We start from the raw sequence: 16,559 nt of genomic DNA on the forward strand, positions 1-16,559 counted from the left end.
CCATTTTTGAGAGACGGTTAAGCGCAGCGATAGCAACCGGGTTGCACCATTGGTGTGAATAATGGTTGCGATCTCATTTTCGCAACGCAAAAAAAAGCGCGCCAAACGGCGCGCTTCGGGGTATCGCGGGTGCGGATGCGGCAATCAGGCGGCAGGCGGCAGGTTCAGCCCGCGCGGCAGCGGAAACGACACGTTTTCCTCGATGCCGTCGAGTGCGCGGACGTTGCGCACGCCGAGCTCGCGCAGCCGCGCGATCACGGCCTGGGCGAGCACTTCCGGCGCCGATGCGCCGGCCGTCACGCCGATGCGGCGCTTGCCGGCGACCCATGCCGGATCGATCTGATCGGGTGCGTCGACCATGTACGCGGCCACGCCGCGCTTCTCGGCCACTTCACGCAGGCGGCTCGAATTCGAGCTGTTCGGGCTGCCGACGACGATCACGACGTCGCACTGCGGCGCCATGAACTTCACCGCATCCTGGCGGTTCTGCGTCGCGTAGCAGATGTCCTGCTTCTTCGGTTCGCGAATCTTCGGATACTTCGCCTTCAGCGCGCCGATGATCTCGGCGGCGTCGTCCACGGACAGCGTCGTCTGCGTAACGAGCGCGATGCGCTCGGGATCGGCGAGCTCGAGCTTCTGCACGTCCTCGACGCTTTCGACGAGATGCATGCCGCGCTCGACCTGCCCCATCGTGCCCTCGACTTCCGGATGGCCCTTGTGGCCGATCATCACGATGTCGACCCCGTCCTGGCGCATCTTCGCCACTTCGACGTGCACCTTCGTGACGAGCGGGCAGGTTGCGTCGTAAATGCGCAACCCGCGCACGTCCGCCTCGTCGCGCACGGCCTTCGACACGCCGTGCGCGCTGAAGATCACGGTGTTGCCGGCCGGCACTTCCTCGAGTTCCTCGACGAAGATCGCGCCTTTCTTCTTCAGATCCTCGACCACGTACTTGTTGTGGACGATTTCGTGACGGACGTAGATCGGCGCACCGTGCATCGCGATCGCGCGCTCGACGATCTCGATCGCGCGATCGACGCCCGCGCAGAAGCCACGCGGCTGGGCCAGCAGGATTTCGGCATCGGCGGCGACGGTCTGCCCGGACAGCGTATCGGTGGTGCTCATGGTTACAGGATTCCGATGATTTTCACTTCGAACGTGAGCGCTTGGCCCGCGAGCGGATGATTGAAGTCGAACAGCGCCGAGGTTTCGCTGACTTCCTTCAGCACCCCTGCATAGCGGCCGCCGTCCGGCGCGTTGAACTCGATCAGGTCGCCCGGCGTGAAATCGTCGCCGACCATCCCGTTCTCGCGCAGCGTCGACAGCGTCACGCGCTGGAGCATGTCGGGATTGCGGGGACCGAACCCCTGCTCGGGCGTTAGCTGATAAGTCGAATGGTCGCCCACCCTGAGCCCGATCAGAATCTGTTCCAGCGAGGGCGCCAGTTGCCCCGCGCCGAGCAGCAGCGTGGCGGGCTTGTCGGAGAAGGTGTTGACGATGTCGGCGCCGTCGGCCAATGCAAGCCGGTAATGCAGCGTGACATGGGAACCGGGCTTCACTTCGGATAGATCGATGATGCTCATGAATGACTCGTGTTCGTCGGCGCCCGAACTGGCCGAAAGGCCCGGCGCAAAGCCAATATTGTAAGTCACCTGAGCGCGCAAGGCTGAAAGTGCGACGACATCGCGCCCGCGTCCGCCGCCAATGGAGTCTGGATCATGCTGTCACCCTGTCCCGCCGCACCGGCGACCGAATGTCGCGACACCGCCGATGCCCCCGTCGCTCCGGCCCGCCTCATCGACGCAGCCAGGCCGCCGGGCAAGCGCCGCCCGCGAAACTGGAAACCCCATCTGCCGCGCGAGCGCTTGCTGGAACGTGGGCCGGCGGCGCTGACCGACGCGGAGCTGATCGCACTGCTGCTCGGCACGGGCGGCGGCGGCCACGACGTGTTCGCCAGCGCCCGCGCGCTGCTCGCACGTTTCGACGATTCGCTGCGCGACATGCTCGACGCGGAGCCCGGCGCGTTCGCCATGCACCCCGGCATCGGCCCCGCGCGCTCGGCGGTGCTGATCGCGGTAACGGAGATCGTGCGGCGCGCACTGGCCGAGAAAGCCCGCGAGCGGATGCAGATCGGCTCGCCAGGCGCGGTCGAGGATTATCTGCGGCTCCGGATCGGCACGCGTCCGCACGAGGTGTTCGTCACGCTGTACCTGGACGCCCGTCACGGTCTCATCGACGTGGAGGAGAGCGCCCGCGGCTCGCTGACGCGAATGGTTGTCTATCCGCGCGAGATCGTGCGGCGCGCGCTCATGCTGAATGCCGCCGCGCTGATCATCGCTCACAATCACCCGTCCGGCGCGGTGCAGCCGAGCGCGGAGGATCGCCGCCTGACGCGCATGCTGCACGAAGCGCTCGCGCTCGTCGACGCGAAGCTGCTCGATCACGTGGTTGTCGGCACCGCCGATACATTTTCGTTCGCACGCGCCGGTTGGCTGTAGACTGTGGCCCGGCGACCCGCCCCGGGGTGGCCGCAACGACGAAGCGAAATTAGGTTTGATTTTTCTGAACTTTTTCTGCTAGAATCGTCGTCTGTCTTTTTTCCAACCAGTTCTAGCCATCGAAGGGCCTTGTCTGTAAAGGCTTCGGCGTTCTGAGTGCAGCCATGGATCACGTGGCGGTACGATGGAACCTTCATCGGCGATCGAACCCCGAATTTAGCGTATTAGGAGTGCTCTCATGGCACGCGTATGCCAAGTAACTGGGAAAGCGCCGATGAGCGGCAACAACGTTTCCCACGCAAACAACAAGACGAAGCGCCGCTTCCTGCCGAACCTGCAAAACCGCCGGTTCTGGGTGGAGAGCGAAAACCGCTGGGTGCGCCTGCGCGTCTCGAACGCCGGCCTGCGCCTGATCGACAAGAACGGCATCGATTCCGTGCTCGCTGACCTGCGCGCACGCGGCGAAGCCTAAGCCCAAGGAGCACAATCATGGCAAAAGGCGCACGCGACAAGATCAAGCTCGAGTCGACCGCTGGTACGGGTCACTTCTACACGACCACGAAGAACAAGCGCAACATGCCGGAAAAGATGGCGATCAAGAAGTTCGATCCCGTCGTCCGCAAGCATGTGGAATACAAAGAAACCAAGATCAAGTAATCTCCGGTTTCTGCCAGCCTGACGGCGACCAAAAAGCCCCGCACATGCGGGGCTTTTTGTTTTGCGCGCACGCGCGGGCCCGACGCGGTATGCTCTCCCCTTTCCGCGGCCACGGTCGACGGAACGCACAAGAGCTAAAGCGTAACGATGGAGATGCAGCATGAAATTCGACGTGGCGATCGTCGGCAGCGGCCTGGCAGGGCTGTCGGTCGCACTCAACCTGGCCAGCACGCGACGTGTCGCGCTGATCGCGAAACGGTCGATGATGGAGGGAGCAAGCGATAACGCGCAAGGCGGCATCGCGGCCGTCCTCGATTCGGCGGACAGCATCGAGAACCACGTCGACGACACGCTGGTCGCCGGCGGCGGCCTGTGCGACGAAGGCGCGACGCGCTACATCGTCGAGCACGGCCGCGAAGCGATCGAGTGGCTGATCTCGCAAGGCGTGCCGTTCACGAAAGACGATGCGGCCGAGCTCGGTTTCCATCTGACGCGCGAAGGCGGCCACAGTCACCGTCGAATCATCCATGCGGCCGACGCGACCGGCCATGCGGTGCTCGCGACGCTGTCCGACCGCGCGCGCCAGCATCCGAACATCACGTTCTTCGAAAACCACCATGCGATCGACCTGATCACGTCGGACCGGCTCGGGCTGCCCGGCCGCCGCTGTCACGGGCTGTATGCGCTCGACGTCGACAACGATCGCACGATCACGATCGAGGCGCCGCACACGGTGCTCGCGACCGGCGGCGCCGGCAAGGTCTACCTGTACACGACGAACCCCGACACCGCGACCGGTGACGGCATCGCGATGGCGTGGCGCGCGGGCTGCCGCGTGTCGAACATGGAATTCATCCAGTTCCACCCGACCTGCCTGTTCCATCCGTACGCGAAATCGTTCCTGATTTCGGAAGCCGTGCGCGGCGAAGGCGGCCTGCTGAAGCTGCCGGACGGCACGCGCTTCATGCCCGCACACGATCCGCGCGCGGAACTCGCGCCGCGCGACATCGTCGCGCGCGCGATCGACTTCGAGATCAAGAAGCGCGGGATCGACTGCGTGTATCTCGATATCAGCCACCAGCCGGAAGCCTTCCTGCGCGAACACTTCCCGACGATCCACGCGCGCTGCCTCGAATTCGGCATCGACATCGCGAAGCAGCCGATTCCGGTCGTGCCGGCCGCGCACTACACGTGCGGCGGCGTCGTCACCGACCTCGCGGGACGCACCGATCTCGCGGGCTTGTATGCGGTCGGCGAGACGTCGTACACGGGGCTGCACGGTGCGAACCGGCTTGCGAGCAATTCGCTGCTCGAATGTCTCGTGATCGGCCGCGCGGCAGCCGAGGCAATCGAGGCGGCCGGCTTCGACGCCGAAACGCCGGGCACGCTGCCCGCATGGGACGAAAGCCGCGTGTCGGATGCGGACGAGGAAGTCGTCGTGGCGCACAACTGGGACGAACTGCGCCGGTTGATGTGGAACTACGTCGGCATCGTGCGTACCGACAAGCGTCTCGAGCGCGCAAAGCACCGGTTGTCGCTGCTGCGCGACGAGATCCACGAGTACTACGCGAACTTCCGCGTGACGCGCGACCTGCTCGAACTGCGCAATCTCGTCGACGTCGCGACGCTGATCGTGAAGAGTGCGTATTCGCGCCGCGAAAGCCGCGGGCTGCACTACAGCCGCGACTGGCCGCACACGTTGCCGAAGGCGCTGCCGAGTGTGCTCACGCCCCGCTCGCGCCGCTGAGCGGCACGCCCTTCCGGCTTGCGGCCCACGAAAAAAGCCGCTGGCGTTTGCGCGCCAGCGGCTTTTTTCGTCAGACGGTATGTCGTGCGATCAGTCGACGATCCGCATCGAATAGTCGGTCGCGTGCACGTCCTTCGTCAGCGCGCCGATCGAGATGCGGTCGACGCCCGTCTCCGCAAACGTGCGCACTGTATCGAAATTGACACCGCCCGACACCTCGAGCACGGCCTTGCCGGACGCAACACGCACCGCCTCGCGCATCATGTCGAGCGTGAAGTTGTCGAGCAGCACCGACTGCGCGCCATGCGCGAGCGCCGTATCGAGCTGCGCGAGCGTCTCGACTTCGACCTGCACCGGCACGCCGGCATCGAGCGCGAACGCCGCATCGAGCGCTTCACCGACACCGCCGGCTGCCGCGATATGGTTTTCCTTGATCAGGATGCCGTCGTACAGCGCGAGACGCTGGTTCTCGCCGCCGCCGACGCGCACCGCGTACTTCTGCGCGAGCCGCAGGCCCGGCAGGGTCTTGCGCGTATCGAGGATCTTCGCGCGCGTGCCTTCGACGCGATCGACGTAACGACGGGTCGCGCTCGCGACGCCCGACAGCAGTTGCAGGAAGTTCAGTCCGTTGCGCTCGGCCGTCAACAGCGCGCGCGCCGGCCCTTCGAGTTCGCAGACCGTCGAATCCGGCGTCATCCGGTCGCCTTCGCGATACCGCCACTGCACGACGATCGACGGATCGATTCGCGCGACGACGGCCTCGAACCACGGCACGCCGCACAAAACCGCCTCCTCGCGCACGATGATGCGCGCACGGCGCCGCTCGCCTGCCGGCACGAGCCGCCCGGTCTGGTCGCCGGTGCCGACGTCTTCGGCGATCGCATCGGCGACGTTGCGCGCGATCGCTTCGTCGAATGCCGCGCCGTATTGGGCGCGCACGGCTTCGAACAATGGAGAGACTGCGCTGGTCATGCAGCCCCCACGTTCGCAAACAGTTGCTGATCGCGCTGCAGATCGCCGCTCGCCTGCACGCGCTTCTTGTGCGCTGCTGCGAAATCGAGCATCCGGTCGATCGGCAGACGCGCGCGCGCGCCGATCGCGGGATCGACGAAGATCTCGTTGTGACCGCGCTCCAGCACGTCGGCGAGGTTCGCGAGGCCGTTCATCGCCATCCACGGGCAATGGGCGCAGCTCTTGCAGGTCGCGCTGTTGCCGGCCGTCGGCGCGGCGATGAAGGTCTTGCCGGGCGCCGCGAGCTGCATCTTGTGCAGGATGCCGAGGTCGGTCGCGACGATGAAGTGCGTCGCGTCGAACTTCACGGCAGCGTCGATCAGCTGCGTCGTCGAGCCGACGACGTCCGCCTGCGCGACGACGTTTTCCGGCGACTCGGGATGCACGAGCACCTTCGCGTCCGGATACTCGGCACGCAACAGGTCGAGCTCGATGCCCTTGAATTCGTCGTGGACGAGGCACGAGCCCTGCCACAACAGCATGTCCGCGCCGGTTTTCTTCTGGATGTAGCTGCCGAGATGGCGATCGGGTGCCCAGATGATCTTCTCGCCCCGTGCGTGCAGGTCGGCGACGATCTCAAGGCCGATCGACGACGTGACCATCCAGTCGGCGCGCGCCTTCACGGCGGCGCTGGTATTCGCGTAGACGACGACGGTGCGGTCGGGATGCGCATCGCAGAACGCGGAGAATTCGTCGACCGGGCAGCCAAGATCGAGCGAGCAGGTCGCGTCGAGATCGGGCATCAGTACGCGCTTGCCGGGGCTCAGGATCTTCGCGGTTTCGCCCATGAAGCGCACGCCGGCGACGACGAGCGTCTGTGCGTCGTGGTCGCGGCCGAAGCGGGCCATTTCGAGCGAATCGGCGACGCAGCCGCCGGTTTCGTCGGCCAGTTCCTGCAGCTCGGCATCCACGTAGTAGTGAGCGACGAGCACGGCCTTTTCACGCGCGAGCAGCGCCTTGATGCGCGCCTTCAGTGCGGTGCGTTCTTCGGCGGACGGTGCCTCGGGCACCTTGGCCCACGCCTGGCCCACGCCGCAGACGGTCCCTGCCGAGATCGGCCGGTCGTACTCGACGGGTTTGATCGTCGATTGCATCTCCATATCTCCTGTCGACCAGAGTTAGTGCTTCAGCACTTACTCGGGTCCCATGCTTCGCGGTCGACCAGAGCTAGCGCGTGAGCACCTGCTCTGGCCCCATCCTCTACGCTTGCCCCGGGGCGCCACGTCGGCGCGGCCCCGAGTCTCATGCGAATTCCGGCACGTCGGGTCGCCCTTCGAAAACCGGCCGCCCAAATGAAAAAACCCCGCCAACGCGGGGTTTGTGACGTCCTGAGATTCTAATCGATTTCGAATCAGGCGTAGCGACGCAGGCGCGTCGCAAATTCCTGCAGCGCCTTGATGCCGCTTTGTTCCGCGCGATGGCACCAATCCTGCAATTGCGCGAGCAGTTGTTCGCGCGAGGCGGTCGAGCGATCCCAGATCGCGGCCAGATCCTGGCGCAGCTGGAAGTACGTATGCAGCTTCTGGCTGTTCGCGAAAATCTCCGGCAGCAGCTTCTTCTGCGGCTCGTCGAGGCCGTCGGCGTCCTTGTGGAACCACTTGCGCGCGCCGCGCATCAGCTGGTACTTCTCGCTCGAACCGAGTTCCTTCAGATGCGCGAGCTCCTGGCGGTACGCACGCTTCACGGCCTTGCCGTAGCGCGCCATCACTTCGTAACGGTTCGACAGCACGGCCTGCAGCGTTTCCTGGTCGAGCACCGTCTTCGGCTTGTTCAGACGCGGCGTCGGCGCAACCTTCTTCACCTTCGCGAGACCGAATGCCGACATGATGCGGATGTACATCCAGCCGATGTCGAACTCGTACCACTTGTTCGACAGCTTCGCCGACGTCGCGAACGTGTGGTGGTTGTTGTGCAGCTCTTCGCCGCCGATCACGATGCCCCACGGGAACAGGTTCGTGCTCGCATCGGCCGAGTTGAAGTTGCGGTAGCCCCAGAAGTGGCCGAAGCCGTTCACGACACCCGCGGCCCAGAACGGGATCCAGACCATCTGCACGGCCCACACGGTCAGGCCGAGCACGCCGAACAGCGCGATGTCGATCACCATCATCAGGCTCACGCCGAGGATCGGGTACTTCGAGTACAGATTGCGCTCGATCCAGTCATTCGGCGTGCCGTGGCTGAACTTGCGCATCGTTTCTTCGTTCTTCGCTTCCGCACGATACAGCTCGGCGCCTTCGAGGAACACCTTCCAGATGCCGCGCGTCTGCGGGCTGTGCGGATCTTCCTCGGTTTCGCACTTCGCGTGGTGCTTGCGATGGATCGCGGCCCACTGGCCCGTCAGCATGCCGGTCGTCATCCACAGCCAGGCACGGAAGAAGTGACTCGCGATCGGGTGCAGCTCCAGCGCGCGGTGCGCCTGGCAGCGGTGCAGGTAGACCGTCACACCGATGATCGTGACGTGCGTGACGGCGAGCGCGAACAGCGCGACCTGCCACCACGAAAAGCGCAGGAGCCCGTGGGAAAGAAAATCGAGCAGGGAATTCAACAAGGCAGTTACCTGTGGTGAGAGCGATGCCGGCGCAAGCCGACGTCATAAAAATGAAAGCATACCGCGTGTAGACCGGAATTTTACTTCAACCGTTCCAAGTCTTTGTAAAAAATGAATATTTTCTTGTCTTGACGCAACGCAAATAGTCCATCGGCGGACCGGGAAAGCGCGGCGATCCGGTTCTGACCGCCCGATTCGCCCGATTCGCGCCTACGCCGCCGACGCCCGCCCGTCCGCCGCACCGCCGACCACCGCCACGGGCATCACGTCCGCTACGGCGCCGGTCGCGGTCAGACCGTCCGGCAGGCCGACCACGCGCACTTCGCGCTGCGGGAACGGAATCGAGATGCCATGCTCGCCGAAAAGCCGCCAGATGTTGCGGTTCACCGACGAACGCACGCCCGACGTGCCTTTCGCCGAATCCTCGATCCAGAAGCCGAGCTCCAGATCGATCCCGTCCGCGCCGAAGCTGACCAGATAAGCGGTCGGCGCCGGGTCCGCGAGCACGCGCGGCACGTCCTTCGCGGCTTCCGCGAGCACCGAGAGCGCTTGCTCGACGTCGCTGGTATAGGCAACCTGCACGGCGACCTTCGCGTAGCCGCGCGTCAGGTACGACGACTGGTTCTGCACGACATCGGTGATCAGTTTCTCGTTGGGGATCAGCGTCTCGTTGCCGTCGAGGCCGCGCACGACCGTATAACGCGTGCGGATCTGCGTGACGACGCCCTGCAGCCCGCCGACGCTGATCGCGTCGCCGAGCCGCAGCGAGCGGTCGAGCAGGATGATGAAGCCCGACACGTAATTGCTGGCGATCTTCTGCAGCCCGAAGCCGAGGCCGACGCCCACCGCCCCGCCGAACACGCCGAGCACCGTCACGTCGATGCCGACGAGCGACAGCCCGATCAGGATCGCCGCGAACACGAGCAGCGCGCGGCCGACCCGCGACATCACGACCTTCAGGTTCGCGTCGAGCGTGGCGGCGCGCGCGAGGCGCTCCTCCAGCACCGAGCCGAGCCACATCGCGACCATCAGCGTCACGCACACCCACAACGCGCCGGAAATCACCGACAGCAGCGTCAGGTGCGCATTCGCGACGCGGAACTGCACGCTGTCGAGCCACGCGATCACGTCGCGCTGGATCCCGAGCACGGTCAGCACCATCGCCGCCCACACGATCACCGACACGATCTTCTCGACGATCGACAGCCACGCATGCGTGTGGCCGTCGCGCGCGAACACGCGCCGCGCGAAGAAGAACAGCACGTAGATGAGCCCGATGCCGAACAGCGGCACGAGCGCGAGCGACAGGAGCGACGTCGACATGAACGGGTCGAACCCAAGCTGCGCGGCCAGCACGAACAGGCCGCCGAACAGCGGGAACAGCGCGCGCTTCAGGCTTTGCGCACCGGCACCCGGCGTCCGGCCGGCCGCGCGCCGGCGCGCGTCGATGCGGCCGTGCACGAAGCGCGCGGCGACCCACGCGAAACACAGCGCGCCGACGAGGATCGCCGCCTGCCAGATCATCACGGGCTGGTTGAAGTCGCGGATCACCGACGCGAGCCGGTGCGACAGCAGGCGGTTCTGCATCATCCGTGGGTCCTGCCGTTACTGCGCGCGTCGTTCGAGGACCGCGGCGAAGAAGCCGTCGGTCGCATGGCGGTGGGGCCACAGCGACAGGTAGTCGCCGGTCTCGAGCTCGATGCGCTGGTCGGCCAGCACCTTCTGCGCGGGCACCAGCACGAAGTCCGGATGATCGGCGAGGAACTGCTCGACGATCGCTTCGTTCTCCGCGTCGAGCACGCTGCAGGTCGCATAGACGAGCCGGCCGCCCTTCTTCACGAGACGCGCGGCGCTCGCGAGGATCGACGCCTGCTTCGGCGTGAGCTCCTCGATCGACGTGCGCGTCTGGCGCCACTTGAGGTCGGGGTTGCGACGCAGCGTGCCGAGGCCGCTGCACGGCGCGTCGACCAGCACGCGGTCGATCTTGCCGGCGAGCCGCTTGATCTTCGCGTCGTGCTCGCTGTCGATCAGCACCGGATTCACGTTCGACAGCCCGCTGCGCGCGAGGCGCGGCTTCAGCTTCGTCAGGCGCTTTTCCGACACGTCGAACGCATACAGGCGCCCGGTCGAGCGCATCATCGCGCCGAGCGCGAGCGTCTTGCCGCCGGCGCCCGCGCAGAAATCGACGACCATCTCGCCGCGACGCGGCGCGACCAGCGAGCACAGCAACTGGCTGCCCTCGTCCTGCACCTCGATCTGGCCTTCCTCGAACAGCTTCAGGCGCGTGAGCGCCGGCTTGCCGACGACGCGCACGCCCTGCGGCGCGAACGGCGTCTCGCCCGCGTCGATGCCGTTCGCGCGCAGCGCGTCGATCACCTGTTCGCGCGTCGCCTTCTGCGCGTTGGCGCGCAGGTCCAGCGGCGCCGGGTAGTTCAGCGCCGCGGCGAGCTGCGCGAGCTCCTCGGCGTCGAAACGGGCCGACAGCGCCTGGTAGATCCAGTCCGGCAGGTTCGTGCGCACGCGCACCGGCAGGCTCGCCGGATCGATCTTCGACACGTGCTCGAGCCACGCGGCCTCGGTGTCGGACACGAACGGCTTGAGCGCATTGCGGCCGAGCGTCTGCATCAGGCCGAGCAACGTCAGGCGCCGCGCGGGGCTGCCCGTGCCGCTCTCGGCCAGGTGCGAAAACTCCATCTTCCGGCGCAGCACCGCGAACACCGCCTCGGCGATCACGCCGCGCTCGGCATGGCCGAGCTTCGGGTGCGCGCGGAAGAACCGGCTCGTGGTCGCGTCGGCGGGGCCGGTGAACTTCAGCACCTCGGCCAGCAAGGTCTCGGTCTGGCCAATCAGGAATCCGTGCAGCTTCATACGCCCTCGCTCGTTTCGGTATGCGGTTGATCCGCGAAAATCCAGCGCGCCTCTTCCGGCGCCACCACTGCCCGGCCGTTCTCGAGGCGCAGGCGCCCCTCGACGAACCAGCGCACCGCACGCGGATACAGCACGTGCTCGACCGTCAGCACGCGCTGCGCGAGCGCGGCCGCGTCGTCGCCGGCGCGCACGGGCACCGCGCCCTGCGCGACGATCGCGCCGCTGTCGAGTTCGGGAATCACGAAATGCACGCTCGCGCCATGCAGCGCGACGCCGGCATCCAGCGCCTGCTGGTGCGTGTGGATGCCCTTGAAGCTCGGCAGCAGCGACGGGTGGATGTTCAGCAGCCGGCCTTCATATCGTCTGACGAAATCGGGCGTAAGGATGCGCATGAAGCCGGCGAGCACGACGAGATCGGGCGCGAAGCGGTCGATCTCGGCGGCGAGCGCCGCGTCGAAGCTGTCGCGGCTGTCGAACGACCGGTGGTCGACCACCGCGGTCGCCACCCCGTGCGACGCGGCAAAAGCCAGGCCGGCCGCGTCGGGCCGGTTGGCGATCACGGCAGCGACCTCGGCCGGCCAGCGCTCCTGCGCGCACGCGCGGACGATGGCCTCCATGTTGCTGCCGCGACCGGAAATCAGGATCACGAGTTTTTTCATCCGCGAATTTTACCATTCGCCCCCGCGTTTCCCCCCTTCTCGGCCGCCGGGCCGCCCGAACGTTTATAATCTTCTGCTTTGCGGCATCCCACCGCCCATTCCCCCGACGCTGCATCCGCTATCGTGAAAGTCTTCCGCGGCCTGCCCAACGCCGAGAGCCGCGCGCCGTGCGCGCTGACGATCGGCAACTTCGACGGTGTCCATCGCGGCCACCAGGCCCTGCTCGCGCGCGTGCGCGCGGCAGCGGACGCGCGCGGCCTGCCCGTGTGCGTGATGACCTTCGAGCCGCATCCGCGCGAATTCTTCAACCCTGCCGGCGCGCCGCCGCGCATCGCGATGCTGCGCGACAAGCTGGAAGCGCTGCGCGAACACGGGGTCGACCGCGTCGTCGTCGAGCACTTCAACCATACGTTCGCGAGCCAGTCGCCGCAGGCGTTCGTCGAACGCACGCTGGTCGGCGGGCTGCACACGCGCTGGATGATGGTCGGCGACGATTTCTGCTACGGCGCGAAGCGCGCGGGCACCTTCGACACGCTGAAGGCGGCCGGCGAGCAGTACGGCTTCGAGGTCGAGCAGATGGGCACGGTCGCCGGCAGCGACGGCACGCGCATCTCCAGCTCGGGCGTGCGCGCCGCGCTCGCTGCGGGCGATCTCGACGCGGCCGCGCAGGCGCTTGGCCACGGCTATGCGATCAGCGGCCACGTCGCGCACGGGCTGAAGCTCGGCCGCGACCTCGGCTTCCCGACCCTGAACCTGCCGATCGCACACAAGCGGCCGGCGCTCGCGGGCATCTTCGTCGTGCAGGTGCACGGCCTGGGCCCCGCCCCGCTGCCGGGCGTCGCGAGCCTCGGGCTGCGTCCGACCGTCGACGATTCCGGCCGCGTGCTGCTCGAAGTCCACCTGCTCGACTGGCACGGCGACGCGTACGGCAAGCTCATCCGCGTCGAATTCCTGAAGAAGCTGCGCGACGAGGCGAAGTTCGACGATCTCGAGGCGCTGTCGCGCGCGATCGCGCTGGACGTCGCGAACGCGCGCGCGTACTTCATCGAGCGCGACCGCGCGCCGGGCAGCCGCGCGACCGGCTTCGCGACATCGGCCACCGACCGAATTAGCTGATCCGGCCGGCGGCGCCCCGCGCCGCACCCTCGCGCCGCCGACACGCGCGCATCCCCGATTCACGACGCACGAGCGTCCCCCGATTTAGATAGCGATCCCATCATGAGCAACAAGAAAGCCGATTCGAAACCGCAGGCCAAGTATCCGGTCAACCTGCTCGACACGCCGTTCCCGATGCGCGGCGACCTGCCCAAGCGCGAACCGCAGTGGGTCAAGGAATGGGAAGAGCGCGGCATCTACGAGAAGATCCGCGAGGCCAGCCAGGGCCGGCCGAAGTTCATCCTGCACGACGGCCCCCCGTATGCGAACGGCGACATCCACCTCGGTCACGCGGTCAACAAGATCCTGAAGGACATCGTCGTGAAGTCGCGCAACATGGCCGGCTTCGACGCGCCGTACGTGCCGGGCTGGGATTGCCACGGGATGCCGATCGAGATCCAGATCGAGAAGCAGTTCGGCAAGTCGCTGCCGGCGGCCGAAGTGATGAGCAAGGCGCGCGCGTACGCGACCGAGCAGATCGAGAAGCAGAAGGTCGGCTTCAAGCGCCTCGGCGTGCTCGGCGACTGGTCGAACCCGTACAAGACGATGAACTTCGTCAACGAGGCGGAAGAGATCCGCGCGCTCGGCAAGATCATCGAGAAGGGCTACGTGTATCGCGGGCTGAAGCCGGTGAACTGGTGCTTCGACTGCGGCTCGGCACTCGCCGAGGCGGAAGTCGAGTACAAGGACCGCACCGACCCGACGATCGACGTGATGTTCGCGTTCGCGGAACCGGAAAAGACCGCGCAGGCGTTCGGCCTGCCGGCGCTGCCGCGCGCCGACGGCGGCATCGTGATCTGGACCACCACGCCGTGGACGATCCCCGCCAACCAGGCGCTGAACCTCCATCCGGAAATCGTCTACGCGCTGGTCGACACCGAGCGCGGGCTGCTGATCATCGCGGAAGAACGCGTCGAGGCCTGCATGGCCGACTTCCAGCTGACGGGCCGCGTCGTCGCGACCGCGCCCGGCGTGAAGCTCGCGAACCTGCGCTTCCACCACCCGCTCGCATCGGCCCACCCCGGCTACAAGCGCACCGCGCCCGTCTACCTCGGCGACTACGTGACGACCGACACGGGTACCGGCGTCGTGCACTCGTCGCCGGCCTACGGCATCGAGGACTTCCAGTCGTGCAAGGCGCACGGGATGACCGATTCGGACTTCATCAACCCGGTGATGGGCGACGGCCGCTACATTGAATCGCTGCCGCTGTTCGGCGGCCTGTCGATCTGGGACGCGAACCCGAAGATCGTCGACGCGCTGAACGCAGCCGGCTCGCTGCTGCGCAGCGAGAAGTACACGCACAGCTACATGCACTGCTGGCGCCACAAGACGCCGATCATCTATCGCGCGACGTCGCAGTGGTTCGCCGGCATGGACGTCACGCCGCGCGACGACGGCAAGACGCTGCGTGAAACCGCGCTCGAAGGCGTCGAGGCGACCGCGTTCTATCCGTCGTGGGGCAAGCAGCGCCTGTTCAGCATGATCGCGAACCGTCCCGACTGGACGCTGTCGCGCCAGCGCCAATGGGGCGTGCCGATGGCGTTCTTCGTGCACAAGGAAACCGGCGAGCTGCACCCGCGCACGCTCGAGCTGCTCGAGGAAGTCGCGAAACGCGTCGAGCAGTCGGGCATCGAGGCGTGGCAGACGCTCGACCCGCGCGAGCTGATCGGCGACGACGCGAACCTGTACGAAAAGAACCGCGACACGCTCGACGTGTGGTTCGACTCGGGCACGACGCACTGGCACGTGCTGCGCGGCTCGCACAAGGATCAGCTGCAGTTCCCGGCCGACCTGTACCTCGAAGGCTCGGACCAGCACCGCGGCTGGTTCCACTCGTCGCTGCTGACCGCGTCGATGATCGACGGCCGCGCGCCGTACAAGGGCCTGCTCACGCACGGCTTCACGGTCGACGGCGAAGGCCGCAAGATGAGCAAGTCGCTCGGCAACGGCATCGACCCGCATGAAGTCGCGAACCGTCTCGGCGCGGAAATCATCCGCCTGTGGATCGCGTCGACCGACTATTCGGGCGAGCTCGCGATCTCCGAGGAAATCCTGAAGCGCGTGACGGAAGGCTATCGCCGCATCCGCAACACGCTGCGCTTCCTGCTCGCGAACCTGTCGGACTTCGACTTCGCGCAGCACGCGGTGCCGGTCGGCGAATGGCTCGAGATCGACCGCTACGCGGTCGCGTTCTCCGCGCAACTGCAGACGGAACTGCTCGGCCACTACGAGAAGTACGAGTTCCATCCGGTCGTCGCGAAGCTGCAGACGTACTGCTCGGAAGACCTCGGCGGCTTCTACCTCGACGTGCTGAAGGACCGCCTGTACACGAGCGCGCCCGATTCGCGCGCCCGTCGCTCCGCGCAGACCGCGCTGTACCACCTGACGCACGGGCTGCTGCGCGTGCTCGCGCCGTTCCTGTCGTTCACCGCGGAAGAAGCGTGGAAGGTGTTCCAGCCGGCCAGCGACACCGTGTTCACGGAAACCTACTACACGTATCCGGAAGTCGCCGGCGCGGCCGCGCTGATCGAGAAGTGGGCGCTGCTGCGCGACGTGCGCGGCAACGTGACGAAGGCGCTCGAGGAGGCACGCACCGCGAACCGCATCGGTTCGTCGCTGCAGGCGGAAGTGGCCGTGCATGCGAGCGGTGCGCGCTACGACGCCCTCGCGAGCCTCGGCGAAGATCTGAAGTTCGTGCTGATCACGTCGGCGGCGACGGTCGTGAAGGTCGACGACGAAGCGCAGGAAAGCGTCGACGTCGCGGCGTCGAAGTACCAGAAGTGCGAACGCTGCTGGCACTACCGCGAGGACGTCGGCGCGCACGCCGATCATCCGACGCTGTGCGGCCGCTGCTTCTCGAACCTGTTTGAAAACGGCGAAAACCGGAGCGCTGCTTGAATATGGCGAAGACTGTGTCGAAACCGGCCAGCGGCGCGCTCGCGCCCTGGCTCGGCATTTCGCTGATCGTGATTCTGTTCGACCAGCTGTCGAAGATCGCGATCCTGAAAACGTTCGCGTACGGCGCGCAGCATGCGCTGACGTCGTTCTTCAACCTCGTGCTGGTGTACAACCGCGGCGCCGCGTTCGGCTTCCTGTCGACTGCGAGCGGCTGGCAGCGCTGGGCGTTCACCGCGCTCGGCATCGGCGCGACGCTCGTGATCTGCTTCCTGCTGCGCCGTCACGGCCAGCAGCGGCTGTTCAGCCTGTCGCTCGCGCTGATCCTCGGCGGCGCGCTCGGCAACGTGATCGACCGGCTGATCTACGGCCACGTGATCGACTTTCTCGATTTCCACCTCGGCGCCTGGCACTTCCCGGCGTTCAACCTCGCCGATTCCGCGATCACGATCGGTGCGGTGCTGCTGATCTACGACGAACTGCGTCGCGTGCGCGGCTCGCGCTGAGCGCGCATACTC

General features: G+C 66.3%; 15 protein-coding genes. 7 read left to right on the top strand and 8 right to left on the bottom strand.

What is annotated here, in order from left to right:
* Positions 1-144 precede the first annotated feature (144 nt).
* Complete coding sequence (ispH, locus tag WS87_RS14055; protein ID WP_006488968.1) at positions 145-1,125, bottom strand: 4-hydroxy-3-methylbut-2-enyl diphosphate reductase; 981 nt, start codon at positions 1,123-1,125, stop codon at positions 145-147.
* A gap of 2 nt (positions 1,126-1,127) precedes the next feature.
* Entirely contained in the window at positions 1,128-1,583 is a 456-nt protein-coding gene (locus WS87_RS14060) for an FKBP-type peptidyl-prolyl cis-trans isomerase (protein WP_059468284.1), read from the bottom strand.
* A 135-nt stretch (positions 1,584-1,718) separates the two neighbouring features.
* Here WS87_RS14060 and radC point away from each other — a divergent pair, with 135 nt between their 5' ends.
* From radC to nadB, 4 genes are all read left to right on the top strand, one after another.
* The gene (radC, locus tag WS87_RS14070; protein WP_059820922.1) at positions 1,719-2,498 is read left to right on the top strand and encodes a RadC family protein; all 780 of its coding nucleotides are present in this window, start codon (positions 1,719-1,721) and stop codon (positions 2,496-2,498) included.
* Positions 2,499-2,736: 238 nt separating this feature from the next.
* Positions 2,737-2,970 carry a 50S ribosomal protein L28 gene (gene rpmB / locus WS87_RS14075; RefSeq protein WP_004186391.1) on the top strand — a complete coding sequence of 78 codons (234 nt, stop codon included), beginning with the start codon at positions 2,737-2,739 and terminating at the stop codon, positions 2,968-2,970.
* A gap of 17 nt (positions 2,971-2,987) precedes the next feature.
* Positions 2,988-3,155, top strand: coding sequence for a 50S ribosomal protein L33 (gene rpmG / locus WS87_RS14080; protein ID WP_006478046.1), 168 nt, complete (start codon positions 2,988-2,990; stop codon positions 3,153-3,155).
* 160 nt (positions 3,156-3,315) lie between these two features.
* The gene (gene nadB / locus WS87_RS14085; protein WP_059692220.1) at positions 3,316-4,902 is read left to right on the top strand and encodes an L-aspartate oxidase; all 1,587 of its coding nucleotides are present in this window, start codon (positions 3,316-3,318) and stop codon (positions 4,900-4,902) included.
* 90 nt (positions 4,903-4,992) lie between these two features.
* Here nadB and nadC read toward each other — a convergent pair whose 3' ends face one another.
* From nadC to purN, 6 genes are all read right to left on the bottom strand, one after another.
* On the bottom strand, positions 4,993-5,874 hold the full coding sequence (gene nadC / locus WS87_RS14090) for a carboxylating nicotinate-nucleotide diphosphorylase (RefSeq protein ID WP_059820923.1): 882 nt from the start codon (positions 5,872-5,874) through the stop codon (positions 4,993-4,995).
* On the bottom strand, positions 5,871-7,007 hold the full coding sequence (nadA, locus tag WS87_RS14095) for a quinolinate synthase NadA (protein WP_059820932.1): 1,137 nt from the start codon (positions 7,005-7,007) through the stop codon (positions 5,871-5,873). The genes nadC and nadA overlap by 4 nt, the downstream gene beginning before the upstream one ends.
* A gap of 257 nt (positions 7,008-7,264) precedes the next feature.
* Positions 7,265-8,461: a DesA family fatty acid desaturase gene (locus WS87_RS14100; RefSeq protein ID WP_059527709.1), complete on the bottom strand. Its 1,197-nt coding sequence runs from the start codon at positions 8,459-8,461 to the stop codon at positions 7,265-7,267.
* A gap of 210 nt (positions 8,462-8,671) precedes the next feature.
* Positions 8,672-10,048, bottom strand: coding sequence for a mechanosensitive ion channel family protein (locus WS87_RS14105; RefSeq protein WP_082750784.1), 1,377 nt, complete (start codon positions 10,046-10,048; stop codon positions 8,672-8,674).
* 18 nt (positions 10,049-10,066) lie between these two features.
* Positions 10,067-11,329, bottom strand: coding sequence for an RsmB/NOP family class I SAM-dependent RNA methyltransferase (locus WS87_RS14110; RefSeq protein WP_059692217.1), 1,263 nt, complete (start codon positions 11,327-11,329; stop codon positions 10,067-10,069).
* The gene (gene purN / locus WS87_RS14115; RefSeq protein ID WP_059527718.1) at positions 11,326-11,988 is read right to left on the bottom strand and encodes a phosphoribosylglycinamide formyltransferase; all 663 of its coding nucleotides are present in this window, start codon (positions 11,986-11,988) and stop codon (positions 11,326-11,328) included. The genes WS87_RS14110 and purN overlap by 4 nt, the downstream gene beginning before the upstream one ends.
* A gap of 123 nt (positions 11,989-12,111) precedes the next feature.
* Here purN and WS87_RS14120 point away from each other — a divergent pair, with 123 nt between their 5' ends.
* The 3 genes from WS87_RS14120 to lspA all read left to right on the top strand — a co-directional run bounded on the left by WS87_RS14120 (position 12,112) and on the right by lspA (position 16,547).
* A complete protein-coding gene (locus WS87_RS14120; RefSeq protein ID WP_059527721.1) occupies positions 12,112-13,104 on the top strand; it encodes a bifunctional riboflavin kinase/FAD synthetase in 993 nt (330 codons plus the stop codon).
* A gap of 102 nt (positions 13,105-13,206) precedes the next feature.
* On the top strand, positions 13,207-16,044 hold the full coding sequence (ileS, locus tag WS87_RS14125) for an isoleucine--tRNA ligase (RefSeq protein ID WP_059820925.1): 2,838 nt from the start codon (positions 13,207-13,209) through the stop codon (positions 16,042-16,044).
* Between the two features lie 2 nt (positions 16,045-16,046).
* Positions 16,047-16,547 carry a signal peptidase II gene (gene lspA, locus WS87_RS14130; protein ID WP_059527727.1) on the top strand — a complete coding sequence of 167 codons (501 nt, stop codon included), beginning with the start codon at positions 16,047-16,049 and terminating at the stop codon, positions 16,545-16,547.
* Positions 16,548-16,559: the final 12 nt, after the last annotated feature.

This window comes from Burkholderia sp. MSMB0856, from assembly GCF_001524645.2.
Taxonomy (GTDB): Bacteria; Pseudomonadota; Gammaproteobacteria; order Burkholderiales; family Burkholderiaceae; genus Burkholderia; species Burkholderia diffusa.